This window comes from Polaromonas sp. (assembly GCF_016185115.1).
Classification (GTDB): domain Bacteria; phylum Pseudomonadota; class Gammaproteobacteria; order Burkholderiales; family Burkholderiaceae_C; genus Polaromonas.
In genome coordinates, this window is record NZ_JACPOF010000024.1 from 64,804 (window position 1) to 79,448 (window position 14,645).

A 14,645-nucleotide genomic window follows, 5' to 3' on the forward strand; every position below is an offset into this window, starting at 1 on the left:
TCAGGCCTCGTCCATAAAGCGCACCTTCACGCTTTTGCCCTTGACGCCACCGTTTGCCAGCTTGAGCTGGGCCTGGCTGGCCAGTGCGCGGTCTACCGCAACGTAAGTCGAGAATTCATTGACGTTGATCTTGCCGACCTGCTCGCGCGTGAACGGCGGCACATTGCCGGCATCACCCGTGAGCGCGCCCAGCACATCACCGGCGCGTATCTTTTCCTTGCGGCCGCCCACAATCTGCAGGGTGACCATGGGCGGCAGCAGCGGCTCGTTGCTCGCCGGGGTGAGTTCCGTCAGCTTGTGCCATTCAGACTCGGCTTTTTGAAGCACTTCAATCTTGCCGACGTAGCCCATCTCGTCCATGCTGGCCAGGCTGATGGCCCAGCCTTCTTCATCCGCGCGGCCGGTGCGGCCAATGCGGTGAATGTGAACTTCGGCATCGGGCGTGACATCGACATTGATGACCATGGCCAGCTGGGCGATGTCCAGCCCGCGTGCGGCCACATCGGTCGCCACCAGCACCGAGCAGCTGCGGTTTGCAAACTGCACCAGCACCTGGTCGCGCTCTCGCTGCTCAAGCTCGCCAAACAAAGCCAGTGCGCTGAATCCCTGATCTTTGAGATAAGAAACCAGTGCACGGCATTGAGATTTGGTGTTGCAGAACGCCAGCGTGCTGGCCGGGCGGAAGTGCCTGAGCACCTGCGCCACGGCGCCCAGGCGCGCCTCGTCATGGTCGCTGTCCGGCACCTGGTACCAGCGCTGCTGGATTTTTGTTTTTTCATGCTGCGCCTGCACGGTGATGGTCTGCGGCGTCTTCATGAACTGCTGGCTGAGTTTGGCAATGCCTTCCGGGTAGGTGGCCGAGAACAGCAGGGTCTGGCGCTCTTTGGGACACTGCTTTGCCACCGTGGCAATGTCTTCAAAAAAGCCCATGTCCAGCATGCGGTCGGCCTCGTCGAGCACCAGCGTGTTCAGCGCCTCCAGCGTCAGGTTGCCGCGCGCCAGGTGGTCCATGATGCGGCCGGGCGTGCCGACCACGATGTGCGCGCCGTTTTCAAGGCTGGCCGTCTGGTTGCGAAGCGGAACGCCGCCGCACAGCACCACCACCTTGATGTTTTCTTCGGCACGCGCCAGTCGGCGAATTTCAGTCGCCACCTGGTCGGCCAGCTCACGTGTCGGGCACAGCACCATGGCCTGCACCGCAAAACGCCGGGCATTGAGGTTGGCCAGCAGCGCAATGCCGAAGGCCGCCGTCTTGCCGCTGCCGGTCTTGGCCTGGGCAATCAGGTCCTTGCCCAGCAACGCCACCGGCAGGCTGGCCGCCTGGATCGGCGTCATGTTCAGGTAGCCGAGTTGCTTCAGATTGGCCAGCACATGGGCCGGCAGGGAAAGCGCGCTGAAGTCGGTTGGGGCAATAGTCATGCCCCGATTATCGGCTTTGCTCCCAAAATCGTCGCTATCGGTGCTTGAACACGGGCTGGCGCTTCTCAACAAAGGCGGCGGTACCTTCACGCGCGTCCTGCGAGGCAGCCGCAATCATGAACTGCGCGGCCTCAATGGCCAGGCCTTCATCGATGGAAACATTCATCCCGCGCGTCACGGCACGAAGCGAGGCCGTCACCGCGACGGCGGAGTTCCGGGCGATGCGGTCGGCCATCTGCAAACAGCTTGTCAGAAGCTCGGGGCTTGGCACCACGTGATTGATGAGTCCTGTCAACAGGGCTTCCTCGGCGCTGATCGCATCGCCGGTCAGGATCATCTCGTTGGCGCGTTTGCGGCCTATGTGGCGCGGCAGGCGCTGCGTGCCGCCAAAGGGCGGCGGAAAGCCCAGGCGAATTTCGGGTTTGGCAAAAGTGGCGTGTTGGGCCGCGATTGCGATGCTGCAGGCCTCCATGGTTTCGCAGCCGCCGCCGAAGGCGATGCCGTTGACGGCTGCAATGACTGGTTTGGGGTAGTTCTCGATGCGCCGGGTCATGGCCTGGCCGCGCATGACGAAATTTCGGCACGCCGCTTCGGGCGATGCAGCAATATCGGTCGCAAAACCCACGATGTCGGCACCTGCGCTAAAGGCCTTGTCACCCTGGCCCGTCAGCACCAGGCAGCGCACGCTGTCATCGCCTTCCAGCGCATCCAGCCGGTCCATGAGTTCATCTATCAGTTCGTAGCTCAGCGCATTGAGTTTGTCGGGGCGATTCATGGTGAGTACCACGTGTTGGCCGCAGCGTTTGGTTTCTATCAGCATGTGGCCTCCGTGCGCTGTGGAGCGGGTGAGAAATCCAGGACGCCACAACCGCGCGGGGCGCCCACAAAATAGGTCGAGGCTTGCGGCGTCACAAAGGACTGGCCGCTCTCCAGTACGACGTCGCTGTCCCGTAGCCCGGCCAGCGCGTCACTGGTGATCCAGAGGCAGCCCGCGGTGCAACTCAGGACCTGGCCGCGCGGCAGGCGCAGGGCCTGGGGGATGAGCCCGAGCTTGAGCGGGGTTTGTGGGGTATGCATGGCGGACTCCTTCTAAAGTGTGGTTTGATTCTTCTTTGGAACCGGCCCGCGCGGCCGGATGGTTTGTCATCCGGGGTATTCCCTTCACTCATGCCGTTCATGCCATGCTGAGCCCTTCTTCTTCCCACGCGCTGCGCGCCATGTCGCTGGACGCGATACGCGGCTTCGAATCCGCAGCGCGGCACCTGAGCTTCACCGCTGCGGCCGAAGAGCTGTGCATCACGCAGTCGGCAGTCAGCAAGCAGATCAAAGGCCTGGAAGAAGCGTTGGGCACGGCGCTGTTCCTGCGTGGTGGCAAGGGCTTGAGCCTCACGCCCCAGGGGCGCGAGCTTTATGAAGCTGGCCGCACCGCGCTGGAGCAACTGGCCTCGGCCGTGAACCGGCTGCTGGCGGTTGACAGGGAGTCGGTCACAGTCACCTGCACGCCCTCTTTCGCAGCGTTATGGCTGGCACCCAAGCTTGCAGGATTCCAGTTGTTGCACCCTGCGATCGACGTGCGCGTCGATGCCTCGGAAGCCCGGGTCAACCTTGAGCGCGAAGGCATGGACCTGGCCGTGCGGCTCTACCAGGTCCTGCCGGACGACCATAGCCCGCCGCTGTTGCAGGAGCAGGCACTGCTGGTGGCGGCACCTGCCGTCGCGGCGCGCATCCATGCCGCTGCAGCCATCCTGACCACGCCACTACTCGTCTACTACGACCCGGCCACGCGTTTCCCCTGGATGTCGTGGCCGGACTGGTACGAGCGCCTTGGCTTGAATCAATCGGCCCAGCAACCCTGCCTTTATTTTTCGCAATACGAGCATGTACTGAACGCCGCCGCGCAGGGTGCCGGCATTGCCATAGGCCGCACGCCGCTGGTGCTGCCGTTCCTGCGCAGCGGCCAGCTCGAAGTGGTCTTGCCCGGCCAGACGGTGGCGGGCCTGGGCTATCGCATCGTGATCTCTGCCAATAGCACGGAGCGGCCAGCAGTACAGAAATTCCGCGCATGGCTGGAAAGCGAACTCGCACTCGAAGCCATAGGCTGAGGGCGCGAAACAGCCTCTAGGCCCATGCGCCGGTCGTCTCCAGCACCGGGGACAATTCTGCCTCGCCCCATCGCAGCGGCAGCGAAGACTCCACCAGCCGCATCGATTGCACCCTGAAGCGCATCAGGCGCTGCGCCCCGGCGAATGATTGCAGCTCGGGGCCATCCCAAACGATCTCCGCAGTCACTGCGATGTACAGCAGGTCACCGCTGTCGAAGTCAATGAACAACAAACCTGCGCGCGGATTGACGGCGATATTGCCCAGGGTGTTGAAGAAAAAGTTGCCGGCAAAGTCCGGCATGGTGAGGGTGCCGTCACCGTCCACCCGCACAAACCCGGGTTTGCCGCCGCGATGCGACACATCGACGCCACCGGCACGGCCAGCCGAAGTGCCTGCGTAAGACGTCGCAATGAACAGCGTGTCTGCGCGTTCAATCAGGCGGCGCGCAGCGGCATCGAGCTGACTGCCTTCACGGATGACGGGTTGCCGGCGTCCGACGTTTGAATAAACCGGCTCCCGTGCCTGTATGTATTTGGGACAGTTGCCAAAACTCTGCTCGACATGCACCACGAAACCCGCACCCGTCACACCCCGCACCACACCATTCATGCGGTTGCGCCTGCGGGTGTGCGGCTCCAGTCCCAGCAGGCCGATGGACGCACCGTCTTTCAGGATGTCCTGCAAGGGGTCGCCCGCCAGAGCCTGCACGTTCAATTCCAGCGTGTGTGCATCGGGCGAGTGCATGAAGCCTGGCGCGGCAGCCAGCACCGAAGCCCAGGGCTGGCCCTGTGCATCAACGCTGCCGACCGCCACAAAAGGCAACTGCTCAAAAAATTCACGGTGCTGATCCGGCATGAAATCACGGATCACGCGCGGGCCAATCTCCGCCAGCTTTTCCCGAATGCCAGCACCCACGCGCGCCTGCACGGCGCGTTCGCCTTCGTGAAAGGCAGGGAGGCTCATGCGGCCAGACCGACAGGGCTTTTGACCATGGGCACAAAACGCGGCAGAGCTTCGACGCGCGCGAGCCAGGCCCGTACATGCGGGTAGCCGTCGAGCGACACATTGCCTTCAGGCGCATGGGCTACATAGCTGTAGTTGGCGATATCGGCCAGCGTGGCGCTGTCACCCGTCAAAAATTTTGAGACGGCCAGTTGCTGCTCCATCACCTTGAAGAGTGCGTGTGCGCGGGCCATGGCATCGTCCGGGCTGTCCGGCTTTTTGAACAATTGAATCACGCGCGCCGCCGCCGGGCCAAACGCCAGAGGGCCTGCCGCGACCGACAGCCAGCGTTGCACATGCGCTGCCGCGACAGGGTCGCCGGGCAGCCATTGCTCCGCATCCTGTGCATATCGGCGCGTGAGGTACACCAGGATCGCATTCGAGTCAGCCAGCGTGACATCGCCGTCCTCAATCACAGGCACCTGGCCAAACGGGTTCATGGCCAGGAAGTCCGGTTTTTTATGCGCCCCGCTCATCACGTCTACATTGACCAGCTCAAAGGGCACGCCCAGCAACGACATGAAGAGCTCCACCCGGTGCGAATGACCGGAAATGGCGAGGCGGTACAGCCTGATGGGCTTCGCGGGGCCGGGTTTGGTGATGGTGTTGGGCGAGGTCATGGCGGCTTTCCTTTGCGGGTGGGATGTGGGATTTGAAGCGGGATACAAGCGGGAGATGAGTGGATTCTGGTTCAGCCGTTTAAATGAATAAATGGCTTCAAGCGGATTTAACTACTCCATTTAGTGGATTAATCAGGCCAACTCATTTACCATTTGTGCATGGACAAACTCCGGGCCATGCAGGCTTTCATGCACATCGCCGACGAAGGCAGCCTGACAGCAGCGGCGCGCGTGATGTCCTCATCGCTACCGGCCATGGTGCGCACCCTGGCCGCGCTTGAGGCGCACCTCGGCGTGCGACTCTTTAACCGCACCACGCGCCGCATTGCCCTCACCGACGAGGGCCGCCGTTACCTGGACCGCTGCCGGGAGGTGCTGGGCGCCGTACAGGACGCAGAAGAATCCCTCGGCGACCAGGGCGGCAAGCCGCGCGGCCACCTGGTCATCACCGCGCCCGTACTTTTTGGCCAGATGTATGTGGCGCCCGCCGTCACGCGTTTTGTGCAACGCTACCCCGGCGTGAACTGCAAACTGATGCTGCACGACCGGGTGGTCAACCTGCTCGAAGAAGGCATTGATGTCGGTGTGCGCATAGGCGCACTCGAAGACTCCACGCTGGTGGCGCAATCGGTGTTCAGCATACGGCGGGTGGTGGTTGCGAGCCCGGCCTTCCTGCGCAAACACGGGCTACCCAAACACCCGCGCGACCTTGCGTCAAGCAACTGCGTGCGCTTCACAGGCCCGAGCGAGCCGTGGTGGACCTTTCACGAAAAGGGCAAGACTTTCACGGTACCCGTCTCTGGCAACCTGGAGTTCAACAATGCCGCGCCGGCTGTCGAGGCCTGTGTGGCTGGCGCAGGTTTCGGCATGTTCATCTCATACCAGGCCGCGCCTTTTGTGCAGCAGAAAAAGCTGGTGACGGTGCTGGAAGAATTTGAACCACCCAAACGCCCTGTGAGCGTGGTCTACCCGCATGCACGGTTGTTGCCGGCCCGCACCAAGGTATTTATCGAGTGGATGAAAGACGAGCTTTCGCAAATCAGCCGAACGGCGCTGGCCACACGTGCAGAACCCGCACGACCATAACCCCGCGCTGAAAAAAATTGTGGTCCGGTGGTAAGGTCAAGACATGAAAGAAAAGACAGGAAAAGGAACCCCGTATGCAGACATTTGACTTTGACCTCTTCGTCGTCGGCGGCGGCAGCGGCGGCGTTCGCGCCGCGCGCATGGCTGCACAGCGCGGCGCAAAGGTCGCTCTGGCCGAGGTGGCCGACATGGGCGGCACCTGCGTCAATGTAGGCTGCATTCCCAAAAAGCTTTACAGCTACGCGGCCCACTTCGCCGAATCGTTTGAAGAGTCGCATGGTTTTGGCTGGAAAGGCGAAGCACCGGTATTCGACTGGGACACACTGAAGGCCAACCGCGCACGCGAGATCTCGCGCCTGAACGGCGTCTATGTGCAGCTGCTCGACAACTCCGGTGTAAAAATCATCAAGGGCTGGGCGCGGCTGCTCGATGCACACACGGTAGAGGTCGACGGCCAGAAGTTCAGCGCCAGGAACATACTGATCTCAACCGGCGGCACAGCCACCGTTCCCGCAGTGGAAGGACGCGAACACGTCGTCACATCCGACAGCATGTTTGACCTCAAACCCTTCCCCAAGCGCCTGCTGGTGGTGGGCGGCGGCTACATCGCCTGCGAGTTCGCGTCCATCTTCAATGGCCTGGGCTCTCACGTCACGCAAGTGCACCGCGGCGAGCTGCTGCTGACCGGCTTTGATGACGACATACGCGGCTTCATTGCCAGCGAGATGGGCAAGACCGGCGTCAACCTTCTGCTCAAGACCGAGGTCGGGTCCATCACCAAAACCGCAGACGGCCTGCTTGTGAAGTTCAAGGGCCAGGACGCGAGCTTCACGGTCGATACCGTGCTGTACGCTACCGGCCGCGTGCCGAACGCCAGCGGGCTGGGGCTGGAAGCGGTGGGCGTTGAAGTCAACGCGCAAGGCGCCATCAAGGTCGATGCGCATTACCAGTCATCAGTGCCTTCAATCTACGCACTGGGCGACGTCACTGCGCGCGTACAACTGACACCTGTGGCGACAGGCGAGGCCATGGTGCTGGTTGACCACCTGTTCGGTGCCGTGGCCGGCAAGAAGGCGCGCAGCATCAGCTACGACTTCATTCCCACAGCTGTCTTCACGCACCCCAACATCGGCACCGTGGGCTATTCAGAAGCCGAAGCACGCAGGAAGTTTGGCGGGATCACCGTGTACCGCAGCGACTTCAAGGCACTCAAGCACACCTTGAGCGGCAGCACCGAACGCACGCTCATGAAGCTGCTGGTCGAAGACGCGACTGACCGTGTGGTGGGCCTGCACATGGTGGGCGCCGATGCCGGCGAGATCGTGCAGGGCTTCGCAGTCGCCATGAAAGCCGGCGCCACCAAGGCAATTTTTGACAGCACGATTGGCATTCACCCGACCATGGCCGAAGAGTTTGTGACCATGCGTGAACCCGTCAAGCCTCTTTAGCCCCGATTCCCCCCGGAGAAGACACCATTTCCAGCACTTTTGCAAAACCTTTTGAAGCAAGGCATTCAGCGTAGCGAGGTTTTGGCAAGCAGGGGCCGCAGAACCGGCTTCGCCGGGCTGCAGGCGCAGCGGCCCCCCGGGGGCAGGGAGCTACACGCAGTGAGCAACCGTGGGGCCATAATTGCTCATGCCTTACCTGCCAGCCTTTATCGCCCCCAGCCGTTACAACGACCCCGCCGCTGCGCTGGCCCAGGTGCGTGCGATTTACGACCAGCAGATCGCCCACCTGCGCGATGCCATGCAGCGTTTTGTTGCCGGCGAGACCCTGCCTGGCCACGTGCGCGCCTGCTACCCCTTTGTGCGCATACACACCGACACCGTGGCGCGCGCAATCCTCGATACCCTGGATGTCTCGCAGCTCAGTTATGGTTTTGTCGCCGGCCCGGGCCGCTTTGAAACCACGCTGACGCGGCCCGACCTCTACGGCGAGTACTACCTGGAGCAGTTCCGCCTGCTGCTGCAGAACCACAACGTCGAGCTTGAAGTCGGCACCAGCACGCAGCCGATACCGGTGCACTTTTCGTTTGCCGAGCATGACCACATCGAAGGCAATTTAAGCGTTGCGCGCCGCACGCTGATGCGCGATGTGTTCGACCTGCCCGACCTGGGCGCAATGGACGACGGCATTGCCAACGGCACCTACGAGGCCAGCCCCGGTGAAGCGCAGCCACTGTCGCTTTTTACCGCTGCACGGGCTGACTATTCACTGCAGCGCCTGCGCCACTACACCGGCACCTCCCCCGACTGGTTCCAGAACTTTGTGCTGTTCACCAACTACCAGTTCTATATCGACGAGTTCGTGCGCCTGGGCCATGAAGCCATGGCCGACCCCAACAGCGAATACACCTGCTTTGTCGAACCCGGCAATGTCGTCACGCGCCGCGCAGGGCTTGAGCCGCAAGCCGGCGACGACCTCGGCGTGCCGCCGCCGCGCCTGCCGCAAATGCCGGCCTACCACCTGATGCGTGCCGACCGCACCGGCATCACCATGGTCAACATCGGCGTCGGCCCCGCCAATGCCAAGAACATTACCGACCACATCGCGGTGCTGCGGCCCCACGCCTGGATCATGCTGGGCCACTGCGCCGGCCTGCGTAACACCCAGCAGCTCGGCGACTACGTACTGGCCCACGGCTATGTGCGTGAAGACCATGTGCTGGACGAAGAACTGCCGCTGTGGGTACCCATCCCTGCGCTGGCCGAAATCCAGAAAGCGCTGGAACAGGCCGTTGAAGACGTCACCCACTTCAAGGGCCCCGAGCTCAAACGCATCATGCGTACCGGCACAGTTGCGTCAACCGACAACCGCAACTGGGAGCTGCTGCCCGGCAACCAGCCGCAGCGCCGCTTCAGCCAGAGCCGCGCCGTCGCGCTGGACATGGAAAGCGCCACCATCGCCGCCAATGGTTTCCGCTTTCGCGTGCCCTACGGCACGCTGCTGTGCGTGAGCGACAAGCCCCTGCACGGCGAGATCAAGCTGCCCGGCATGGCCAACCACTTCTACCGCGAACGCGTGGACCAGCACCTGCGCATAGGCATACGCGCCATCGAACTGCTGCGCCAGGAAGGCATCAGGCAGCTGCACAGCCGCAAGCTGCGGAGTTTTGCCGAAGTGGCGTTTCAGTAAGGCAGCGCACGGAGGCTTATTGGCGATCCGCGAACCCTGACTGCTATTGAAAATATAGCTGCCCACGTGCGTATTTAAAGGGCTGTGGCCATAAATGGCACCTGAAAATGACCTGAAAAGGCTGTTTTTGGGCTGAAACTGCTTGAAATCCTGGCCCAAAGCCTGGAAGCTCAGAATTAATGCGTCATAAATGAATCATTAAGTGTCTATAGTGCTGTTTGTGATGCATTATTGTTTGAATCCAGCGGCAGAAGAACAAAAATCGAGGCGTGGTCACCCGACAAGATAATCAGGCATGCCCAAGCCCCCTGCCAGCGCCCTGGTTCACATCACCCCGCAAACCCACCACGTCGTCATCGACATGATGTATGCCAGTCCCCGCAACTTCACGGGCAAGACGGTCTACGGATTTACGGAATGTCTTCTTCACCCGCAAGCCGAGGTGGCGCTGCGCAAGGCAGCTGCGGCGGCGAAGGGTTTTGGCTTCACGCTCAAGATATTCGATGCCTACCGGCCGCAAGAAGCACAGGAGGCCTTGTGGGCGCATCTGCCGGACCCGCATTACGTGGCCGACCCGGCAGTGGGCTCCAACCACACGCGCGGCGTGGCGCTCGACCTGACCCTGCTCGACGCACACGGCAACGAACTCGACATGGGCACACCGGTCGACACCATGACGCCTGCATCGCACCACTTCTACCCGGCGCTGTCAGCAGCGGTGATGCTCAACCGCATGCACCTGCTGACCATCATGCTGGAGGCGGGGTTTGTTCACCACCCTTACGAGTGGTGGCATTACCAGCTGGCTGATGCGCATAGGTTTGAGCTGATTGGCGATGAGGCTTTTGAAGCCTGTCTGGCGGCTGCAGCTTCTTGACTGCTATCGGGCTGTCATTGCGGACTTGATCCGCAATCCATGGCGACGAAGCGGGGATGGATCCCGGATCAAGTCCGGGATGACAGAAAGGAAGACAAACCTCCCCGCACCCGTTCCCGAATCCTTCTCCAAAACCCGTGGAGGCTGGGCCGAGGAGCGCAGATGGAGACGGCATCAAGGGGAAAACTTGTTTGAGCGCAGCGAGTTGTTTTGACCGCCGCCGGAGTCGAGCAGCGCAGGTTGCCTGTAGCGAAGCGGAAGGACCCAGACGTCGGGTCGCCTTTTTTTTGGTCACTTTTCTTTTGGCGAAGCAAAAGAAAGTGACTTGCCGCCGGGCAACCCCCGGCTTGGTCGTGAAGGGGATGACCTACAAACCACGCACATCGCGGTCTGAAGGCGCATCAACAAAGTCCCTAACCTCAGTTCCCACCTCAGCCCGCATCAACGGCAAATGCTGCGGATACTCCCGCTGCATGAAATCCACCAGCGCCTCCCGCACCTTGCAGCGCAAATCCCAGTTCAGGCTCGAGTTGCCAGATGTGACCAGCACACGCAACTGCATGCTTTTCTCGCCCGCTTCGACCACCTGCAGCAGGCACAGGCGCCTGTCCCATTCGCTGGCGGCTTCACAGGCGCGCTGCGCGGCATCGCGCAGCGGCTGCAGCGGCATGCGGTAATCGACCCACAAAAACACCGTGCCTGTGATCTGGGCACTGGTGCGCGTCCAGTTCTGGAAAGGGTTCTCGATAAACCACTGCAGGGGAATGATGAGGCGGCGTTCGTCCCATATCTTGAGCACGACATAGGTGCCGTTGATCTCTTCGACACGGCCCCACTCGCCCTGCACGATGAGCACGTCATCAATGCGTATGGGTTGCGCCAGCGCCAGCTGCAGGCCGGCGATCAGGTTGCTGAAGACCGGGCGTGCGGCAATACCGGCGACGATACCGATGACACCCGCCGACGCCAGCAGGCTGGTGCCGACCTGCCGCGCGCCAGGAAAGGTCATCAGCATCAAAGACAGTCCCGCCACCAGCACCATAAAGCCCGCGGTGCGTGCGAGCAGCCGGGTCTGTGTATGGATGCGGCGTGCGTTGAGGTTGTCTTCGACATCCATCGAATGCTGGGTAATGATGCCTTGCGACACGCCGTCAATGGCGCGCAGGCCCAGCCAGGTGATCGTGGCCAGCAGCAGAAGTGCATTGCCGTGACGCACCTGCGATATCAGCGGCAGCGCATCAGGCGCAGCCTGCCACACACCCTGCAGCGCGATCAGCGGCAACACAAAACGTGTGGGCCGCCAGCTGCGGCGCGCCACAGCGCCGGCAATCGGCAGGTTGCGCGTGAGGCGATGAACAACCGCCGTACCGGCGCGGTGTACCAGCAATGCGACCACTACTGCAATCAGGGCGCTCAGCAGCACACCCCAGGCGGTGTTCTCAAAAATACTGAATTCGCTGGCAGTCATCTATGAGGGACGGTACCGCTCTCCGCAAGTTCCGCGCAGATACATTCCGTATCAGCTTGCTGCACGTGGTTTCACAAGCGCTGCCGCTTTTTTGGCATTCGTGCGTGCTACCTCAACATCTGGATCAAAGGCCAGCGCTACGCCCATGCGGCGTTTCACAAAACTCTCGGGCTTGCCGAACAGCCGGATGTCCGAGTTGGGCACCCGCAGCGCCTCGGCCACGCCATCAAACACAATGCCTTTGGCCTCAACGCCACCATAAATCACGGCGCTGGCGCCGGGTGTGCGGAGGGCGGTGTTGACGGGCAGGCCGAGGATGGCGCGAGCATGCAACTCGAACTGGGTTTGCACCTGCGTGCACATGGTGACCATGCCCGTGTCGTGCGGGCGCGGGCTGACCTCGCTGAACCAGACGTCATCGCCTTTTACAAACAGCTCGACGCCGAAGACGCCCTGGCCGCCGAGGTTGTCGGTCACAGCCTTGGCAATCTCCCGGCTTTTCTTCAGCGCGGCTTCGCGCATGGGGTGCGGCTGCCAGCTTTCGACGTAATCGCCGCTGACCTGCACATGGCCTATGGGCTCACAGAAATGGGTCTCGATTTTTCCATCAGCGCCAAGTGCGCGCACGGTGAGCTGCGTGATCTCGTAATCGAAGTCGATAAAACCCTCAACAATCACGCGGCCATGGCTCACACGGCCGCCGGCCATGGCGTAGTCCCAGGCTTTTTTCACGTCGTCGGGGCCGGCGATCTTGCTCTGGCCCTTGCCGGATGAGCTCATCACCGGCTTCACAATATTGGGGTAGCCGATTTTGGAATCAATCGCGGCCTGCAGTTCTTGCAGCGAATCGCAAAACACATAGGGGCTGGTGGGCAGGCCCAGTGTTTCGGCAGCAAGGCGGCGAATGCCTTCACGGTCCATGGTCAGGCGTGCAGCGCGCGCCGTGGGAATCACACGAACCGTGCCCGCAGCTTCGAGCTCTTCCAGCATGGGCGTGGCAATCGCTTCAATTTCAGGCACCACCAGCATGGGCTTTTCCTTTTCAACCAGCGCCTTCAACTGCGCCGGGTCACTCATGGTGATGGTGCGCGCATGGTGGGCCACCTGCTGGCCGGGCGCGTTGTCGTAACGGTCAACGGCAATCGTTTCAACGCCTAGGCGCTGCAGCGCAATCAGCACCTCCTTGCCCAGCTCGCCCGAGCCGAGCAGCATGACTTTGGTTGCGTTGGGGGAAAGGGGTGTGCCGAAGGTGGTCATATGAAAGTATTTGTTTTAAGCAGTGAAGAGATCAGTAAGCTGTTTGAATCAGGCAGCCAATGCGAACCTGCCGTCGTTATAGGTTGCGATGGCGTTCAGTTCCGTGGCCAGCGTATCTTTCGCGATGGCAGTGTCATAGTCCGTTTGCAGGCCACTCCAGAAAGCCTCGCTGGTACCGAAATATCTGGAAAGACGCAGGGCGGTGTCAACACTGACGGCGCGTTTGCCCGCAAGAATGGCCGCGATGCGGGTCAAGGGAACATGGATCTCCTTGGCGAGGCGATAAGGCGTGATCTCCATGGGCTTGAGGAATTCTTCGGCAAGGATTTCACCGGGATGGGGGTAAGGGATTTGGCGCGTCATAAAAGCTCCCGTCAGTGGTAATCGACGATTTCAATATTCTCAGGTCCGTTGGGCGTCCACCTGAAACACAGCCGCCACTGGTCATTGATGCGAATGCTGTGCTGGCCCCTGCGATCTTTCCTGAGGGCTTCAAGCCTGTTCTGCGGCGGTATCTTCAAATCATTCAAGTTGGCCGCCCTGTTGAGCATGGCCAGCTTTCGCATGGCGACCGTTTCAATATTTGCCCATCGCTTGACTCGTCTGCCCTCAAAAAGGCTTTGCGTGTCTTTGCAGTGAAAGCCAAGGATCATGCCGCCATAGTAACGCAACGCGTCAGTATCGTCAAGCGTTACCTCACTCACAGCATCGCGTTAGCCCCTGATGGCTACAAGCTTATTTCCTTCAGATGATAATTATTCTCAACAACAAAGACCAACACCAGAGAGGCTCATGTCCACCACACCCGAAACAAGCGCACCGCCCCCTCGCAAACGCCGCCCGCCGCGCCGTGTTGAAGTCACGAACGTGCAGGTGCTCAGTCCGGCCATGCGCCGCATCACGCTCAAGGGCACCGAGCTGGAAGGCTTTGCGCCTGAAGCGCCGGCAAGCTACATCAAACTCATATTCCCTGAACCGGGGCAAACCGAACCCGACCGCCCGCTGCCCGATGCGCCGCGCCCGAAATCGATGCGCACCTACACGCCGCTTGCCGTGCGGCCTGATGTGCATGAAGTCGACGTTGATTTCGTGTTGCATGGTGAGGGCCCGGCATCGACCTGGGCTGCACAGGCCAGGGTGGGCAACGTCCTTTTCCTGATGGGACCCGGCCCCGGCTACGCACTGGACAAAACTGCGGCGGAACATCTGCTGATTGCCGACGACAGTGCGCTGCCTGCGGTTGAAAACATATTGGCTGAACTGCCGTCGAGCGCAAGGGTGCAGTTGCTGGTCGAGGTCATCAGCGCCGACGAAGAGCGCACCCTAAAGAGTACCGCAGCAGTCACCGCACAATGGCTGCCGCGCGGCAGCGACCATCGAAGCGCTGGCGTGCCGCTGGAAAAGGCCCTGCGTTCGCTGGCTATTCCCGCAGACGCAAAGATTTACCTCGCCTGCGAAGCGGCTGCCATGCGCCGCATCCGCAAGTTGCTGACCGATGAGCTGGGTATTGACCGCAAGAACATCGTGGGCCGCGGCTACTGGAAGCTGGACACCATCAATCACCCCGATCATGACTATGGTGAGGATAATTAGCCCCCACGGTCGCTCACTGCGTGTAGCTCCCTGCCCCCCGAGGGGGCCGCTGCGCCTGCGGCCTGGCAAAGCCAGTTCCGCGGCC

At 61.4% G+C, this 14,645-nt stretch carries 15 protein-coding genes; 6 read left to right on the forward strand and 9 right to left on the reverse strand.

Annotation, left to right across the window (positions count from 1 at the left end; all coding sequences use genetic code 11):
* The 3 genes from dbpA to HYX42_RS18300 are packed head-to-tail and all read right to left on the reverse strand — an operon-like array spanning nt 1 to nt 2,496.
* Entirely contained in the window at nt 1-1,419 is a 1,419-nt protein-coding gene (dbpA, locus tag HYX42_RS18290) for an ATP-dependent RNA helicase DbpA (RefSeq protein WP_293405775.1), read from the reverse strand.
* Nucleotides 1,420-1,453: 34 nt separating this feature from the next.
* On the reverse strand, nt 1,454-2,239 hold the full coding sequence (locus HYX42_RS18295; RefSeq protein ID WP_293405777.1) for a crotonase/enoyl-CoA hydratase family protein: 786 nt from the start codon (nt 2,237-2,239) through the stop codon (nt 1,454-1,456).
* The gene (locus HYX42_RS18300; RefSeq protein WP_293405779.1) at nt 2,233-2,496 is read right to left on the reverse strand and encodes a DUF2917 domain-containing protein; all 264 of its coding nucleotides are present in this window, start codon (nt 2,494-2,496) and stop codon (nt 2,233-2,235) included. Before HYX42_RS18300 ends, HYX42_RS18295 begins: the two co-directional genes overlap by 7 nt.
* Nucleotides 2,497-2,600: 104 nt before the next feature.
* On the opposite strand from HYX42_RS18300, the gene HYX42_RS18305 reads away from it, so the two are divergent.
* A complete protein-coding gene (locus tag HYX42_RS18305; protein WP_293405781.1) occupies nt 2,601-3,521 on the forward strand; it encodes a LysR substrate-binding domain-containing protein in 921 nt (306 codons plus the stop codon).
* Between the two features lie 16 nt (nt 3,522-3,537).
* Here HYX42_RS18305 and HYX42_RS18310 read toward each other — a convergent pair whose 3' ends face one another.
* Both HYX42_RS18310 and HYX42_RS18315 read right to left on the reverse strand, forming a co-directional pair.
* Complete coding sequence (locus tag HYX42_RS18310; RefSeq protein WP_293405783.1) at nt 3,538-4,485, reverse strand: pyridoxamine 5'-phosphate oxidase family protein; 948 nt, start codon at nt 4,483-4,485, stop codon at nt 3,538-3,540.
* The gene (locus tag HYX42_RS18315; RefSeq protein ID WP_293405786.1) at nt 4,482-5,144 is read right to left on the reverse strand and encodes a glutathione S-transferase family protein; all 663 of its coding nucleotides are present in this window, start codon (nt 5,142-5,144) and stop codon (nt 4,482-4,484) included. Before HYX42_RS18315 ends, HYX42_RS18310 begins: the two co-directional genes overlap by 4 nt.
* A gap of 159 nt (nt 5,145-5,303) precedes the next feature.
* Between HYX42_RS18315 and HYX42_RS18320 the strand changes: the two genes are divergently transcribed.
* The 4 genes from HYX42_RS18320 (at nt 5,304) to ddpX (ending at nt 10,242) form a co-directional block, all read left to right on the forward strand.
* On the forward strand, nt 5,304-6,230 hold the full coding sequence (locus HYX42_RS18320) for a LysR family transcriptional regulator (RefSeq protein ID WP_293405788.1): 927 nt from the start codon (nt 5,304-5,306) through the stop codon (nt 6,228-6,230).
* Nucleotides 6,231-6,304: 74 nt separating this feature from the next.
* Nucleotides 6,305-7,678, forward strand: coding sequence for a glutathione-disulfide reductase (gene gorA, locus HYX42_RS18325; RefSeq protein ID WP_293405789.1), 1,374 nt, complete (start codon nt 6,305-6,307; stop codon nt 7,676-7,678).
* A 187-nt stretch (nt 7,679-7,865) separates the two neighbouring features.
* Nucleotides 7,866-9,365, forward strand: coding sequence for an AMP nucleosidase (locus tag HYX42_RS18330; protein WP_293405791.1), 1,500 nt, complete (start codon nt 7,866-7,868; stop codon nt 9,363-9,365).
* A gap of 295 nt (nt 9,366-9,660) precedes the next feature.
* A complete protein-coding gene (ddpX, locus tag HYX42_RS18335) occupies nt 9,661-10,242 on the forward strand; it encodes a D-alanyl-D-alanine dipeptidase (protein WP_293405793.1) in 582 nt (193 codons plus the stop codon).
* A 367-nt stretch (nt 10,243-10,609) separates the two neighbouring features.
* Here ddpX and HYX42_RS18340 read toward each other — a convergent pair whose 3' ends face one another.
* The 4 genes from HYX42_RS18340 to HYX42_RS18355 are packed head-to-tail and all read right to left on the reverse strand — an operon-like array spanning nt 10,610 to nt 13,620.
* On the reverse strand, nt 10,610-11,710 hold the full coding sequence (locus HYX42_RS18340) for a mechanosensitive ion channel domain-containing protein (protein WP_293405795.1): 1,101 nt from the start codon (nt 11,708-11,710) through the stop codon (nt 10,610-10,612).
* Nucleotides 11,711-11,761: 51 nt separating this feature from the next.
* Nucleotides 11,762-12,967: a formate-dependent phosphoribosylglycinamide formyltransferase gene (gene purT, locus HYX42_RS18345; protein WP_293405797.1), complete on the reverse strand. Its 1,206-nt coding sequence runs from the start codon at nt 12,965-12,967 to the stop codon at nt 11,762-11,764.
* Between the two features lie 48 nt (nt 12,968-13,015).
* A complete protein-coding gene (locus tag HYX42_RS18350; protein WP_293405799.1) occupies nt 13,016-13,330 on the reverse strand; it encodes a HigA family addiction module antitoxin in 315 nt (104 codons plus the stop codon).
* An 11-nt stretch (nt 13,331-13,341) separates the two neighbouring features.
* Complete coding sequence (locus HYX42_RS18355) at nt 13,342-13,620, reverse strand: type II toxin-antitoxin system RelE/ParE family toxin (RefSeq protein ID WP_293405981.1); 279 nt, start codon at nt 13,618-13,620, stop codon at nt 13,342-13,344.
* 139 nt (nt 13,621-13,759) lie between these two features.
* Here HYX42_RS18355 and HYX42_RS18360 point away from each other — a divergent pair, with 139 nt between their 5' ends.
* Nucleotides 13,760-14,560 (forward strand): siderophore-interacting protein, encoded by an 801-nt coding sequence (locus HYX42_RS18360; RefSeq protein ID WP_293405800.1) that lies wholly within the window; start codon nt 13,760-13,762, stop codon nt 14,558-14,560.
* Nucleotides 14,561-14,645 lie beyond the last annotated feature (85 nt).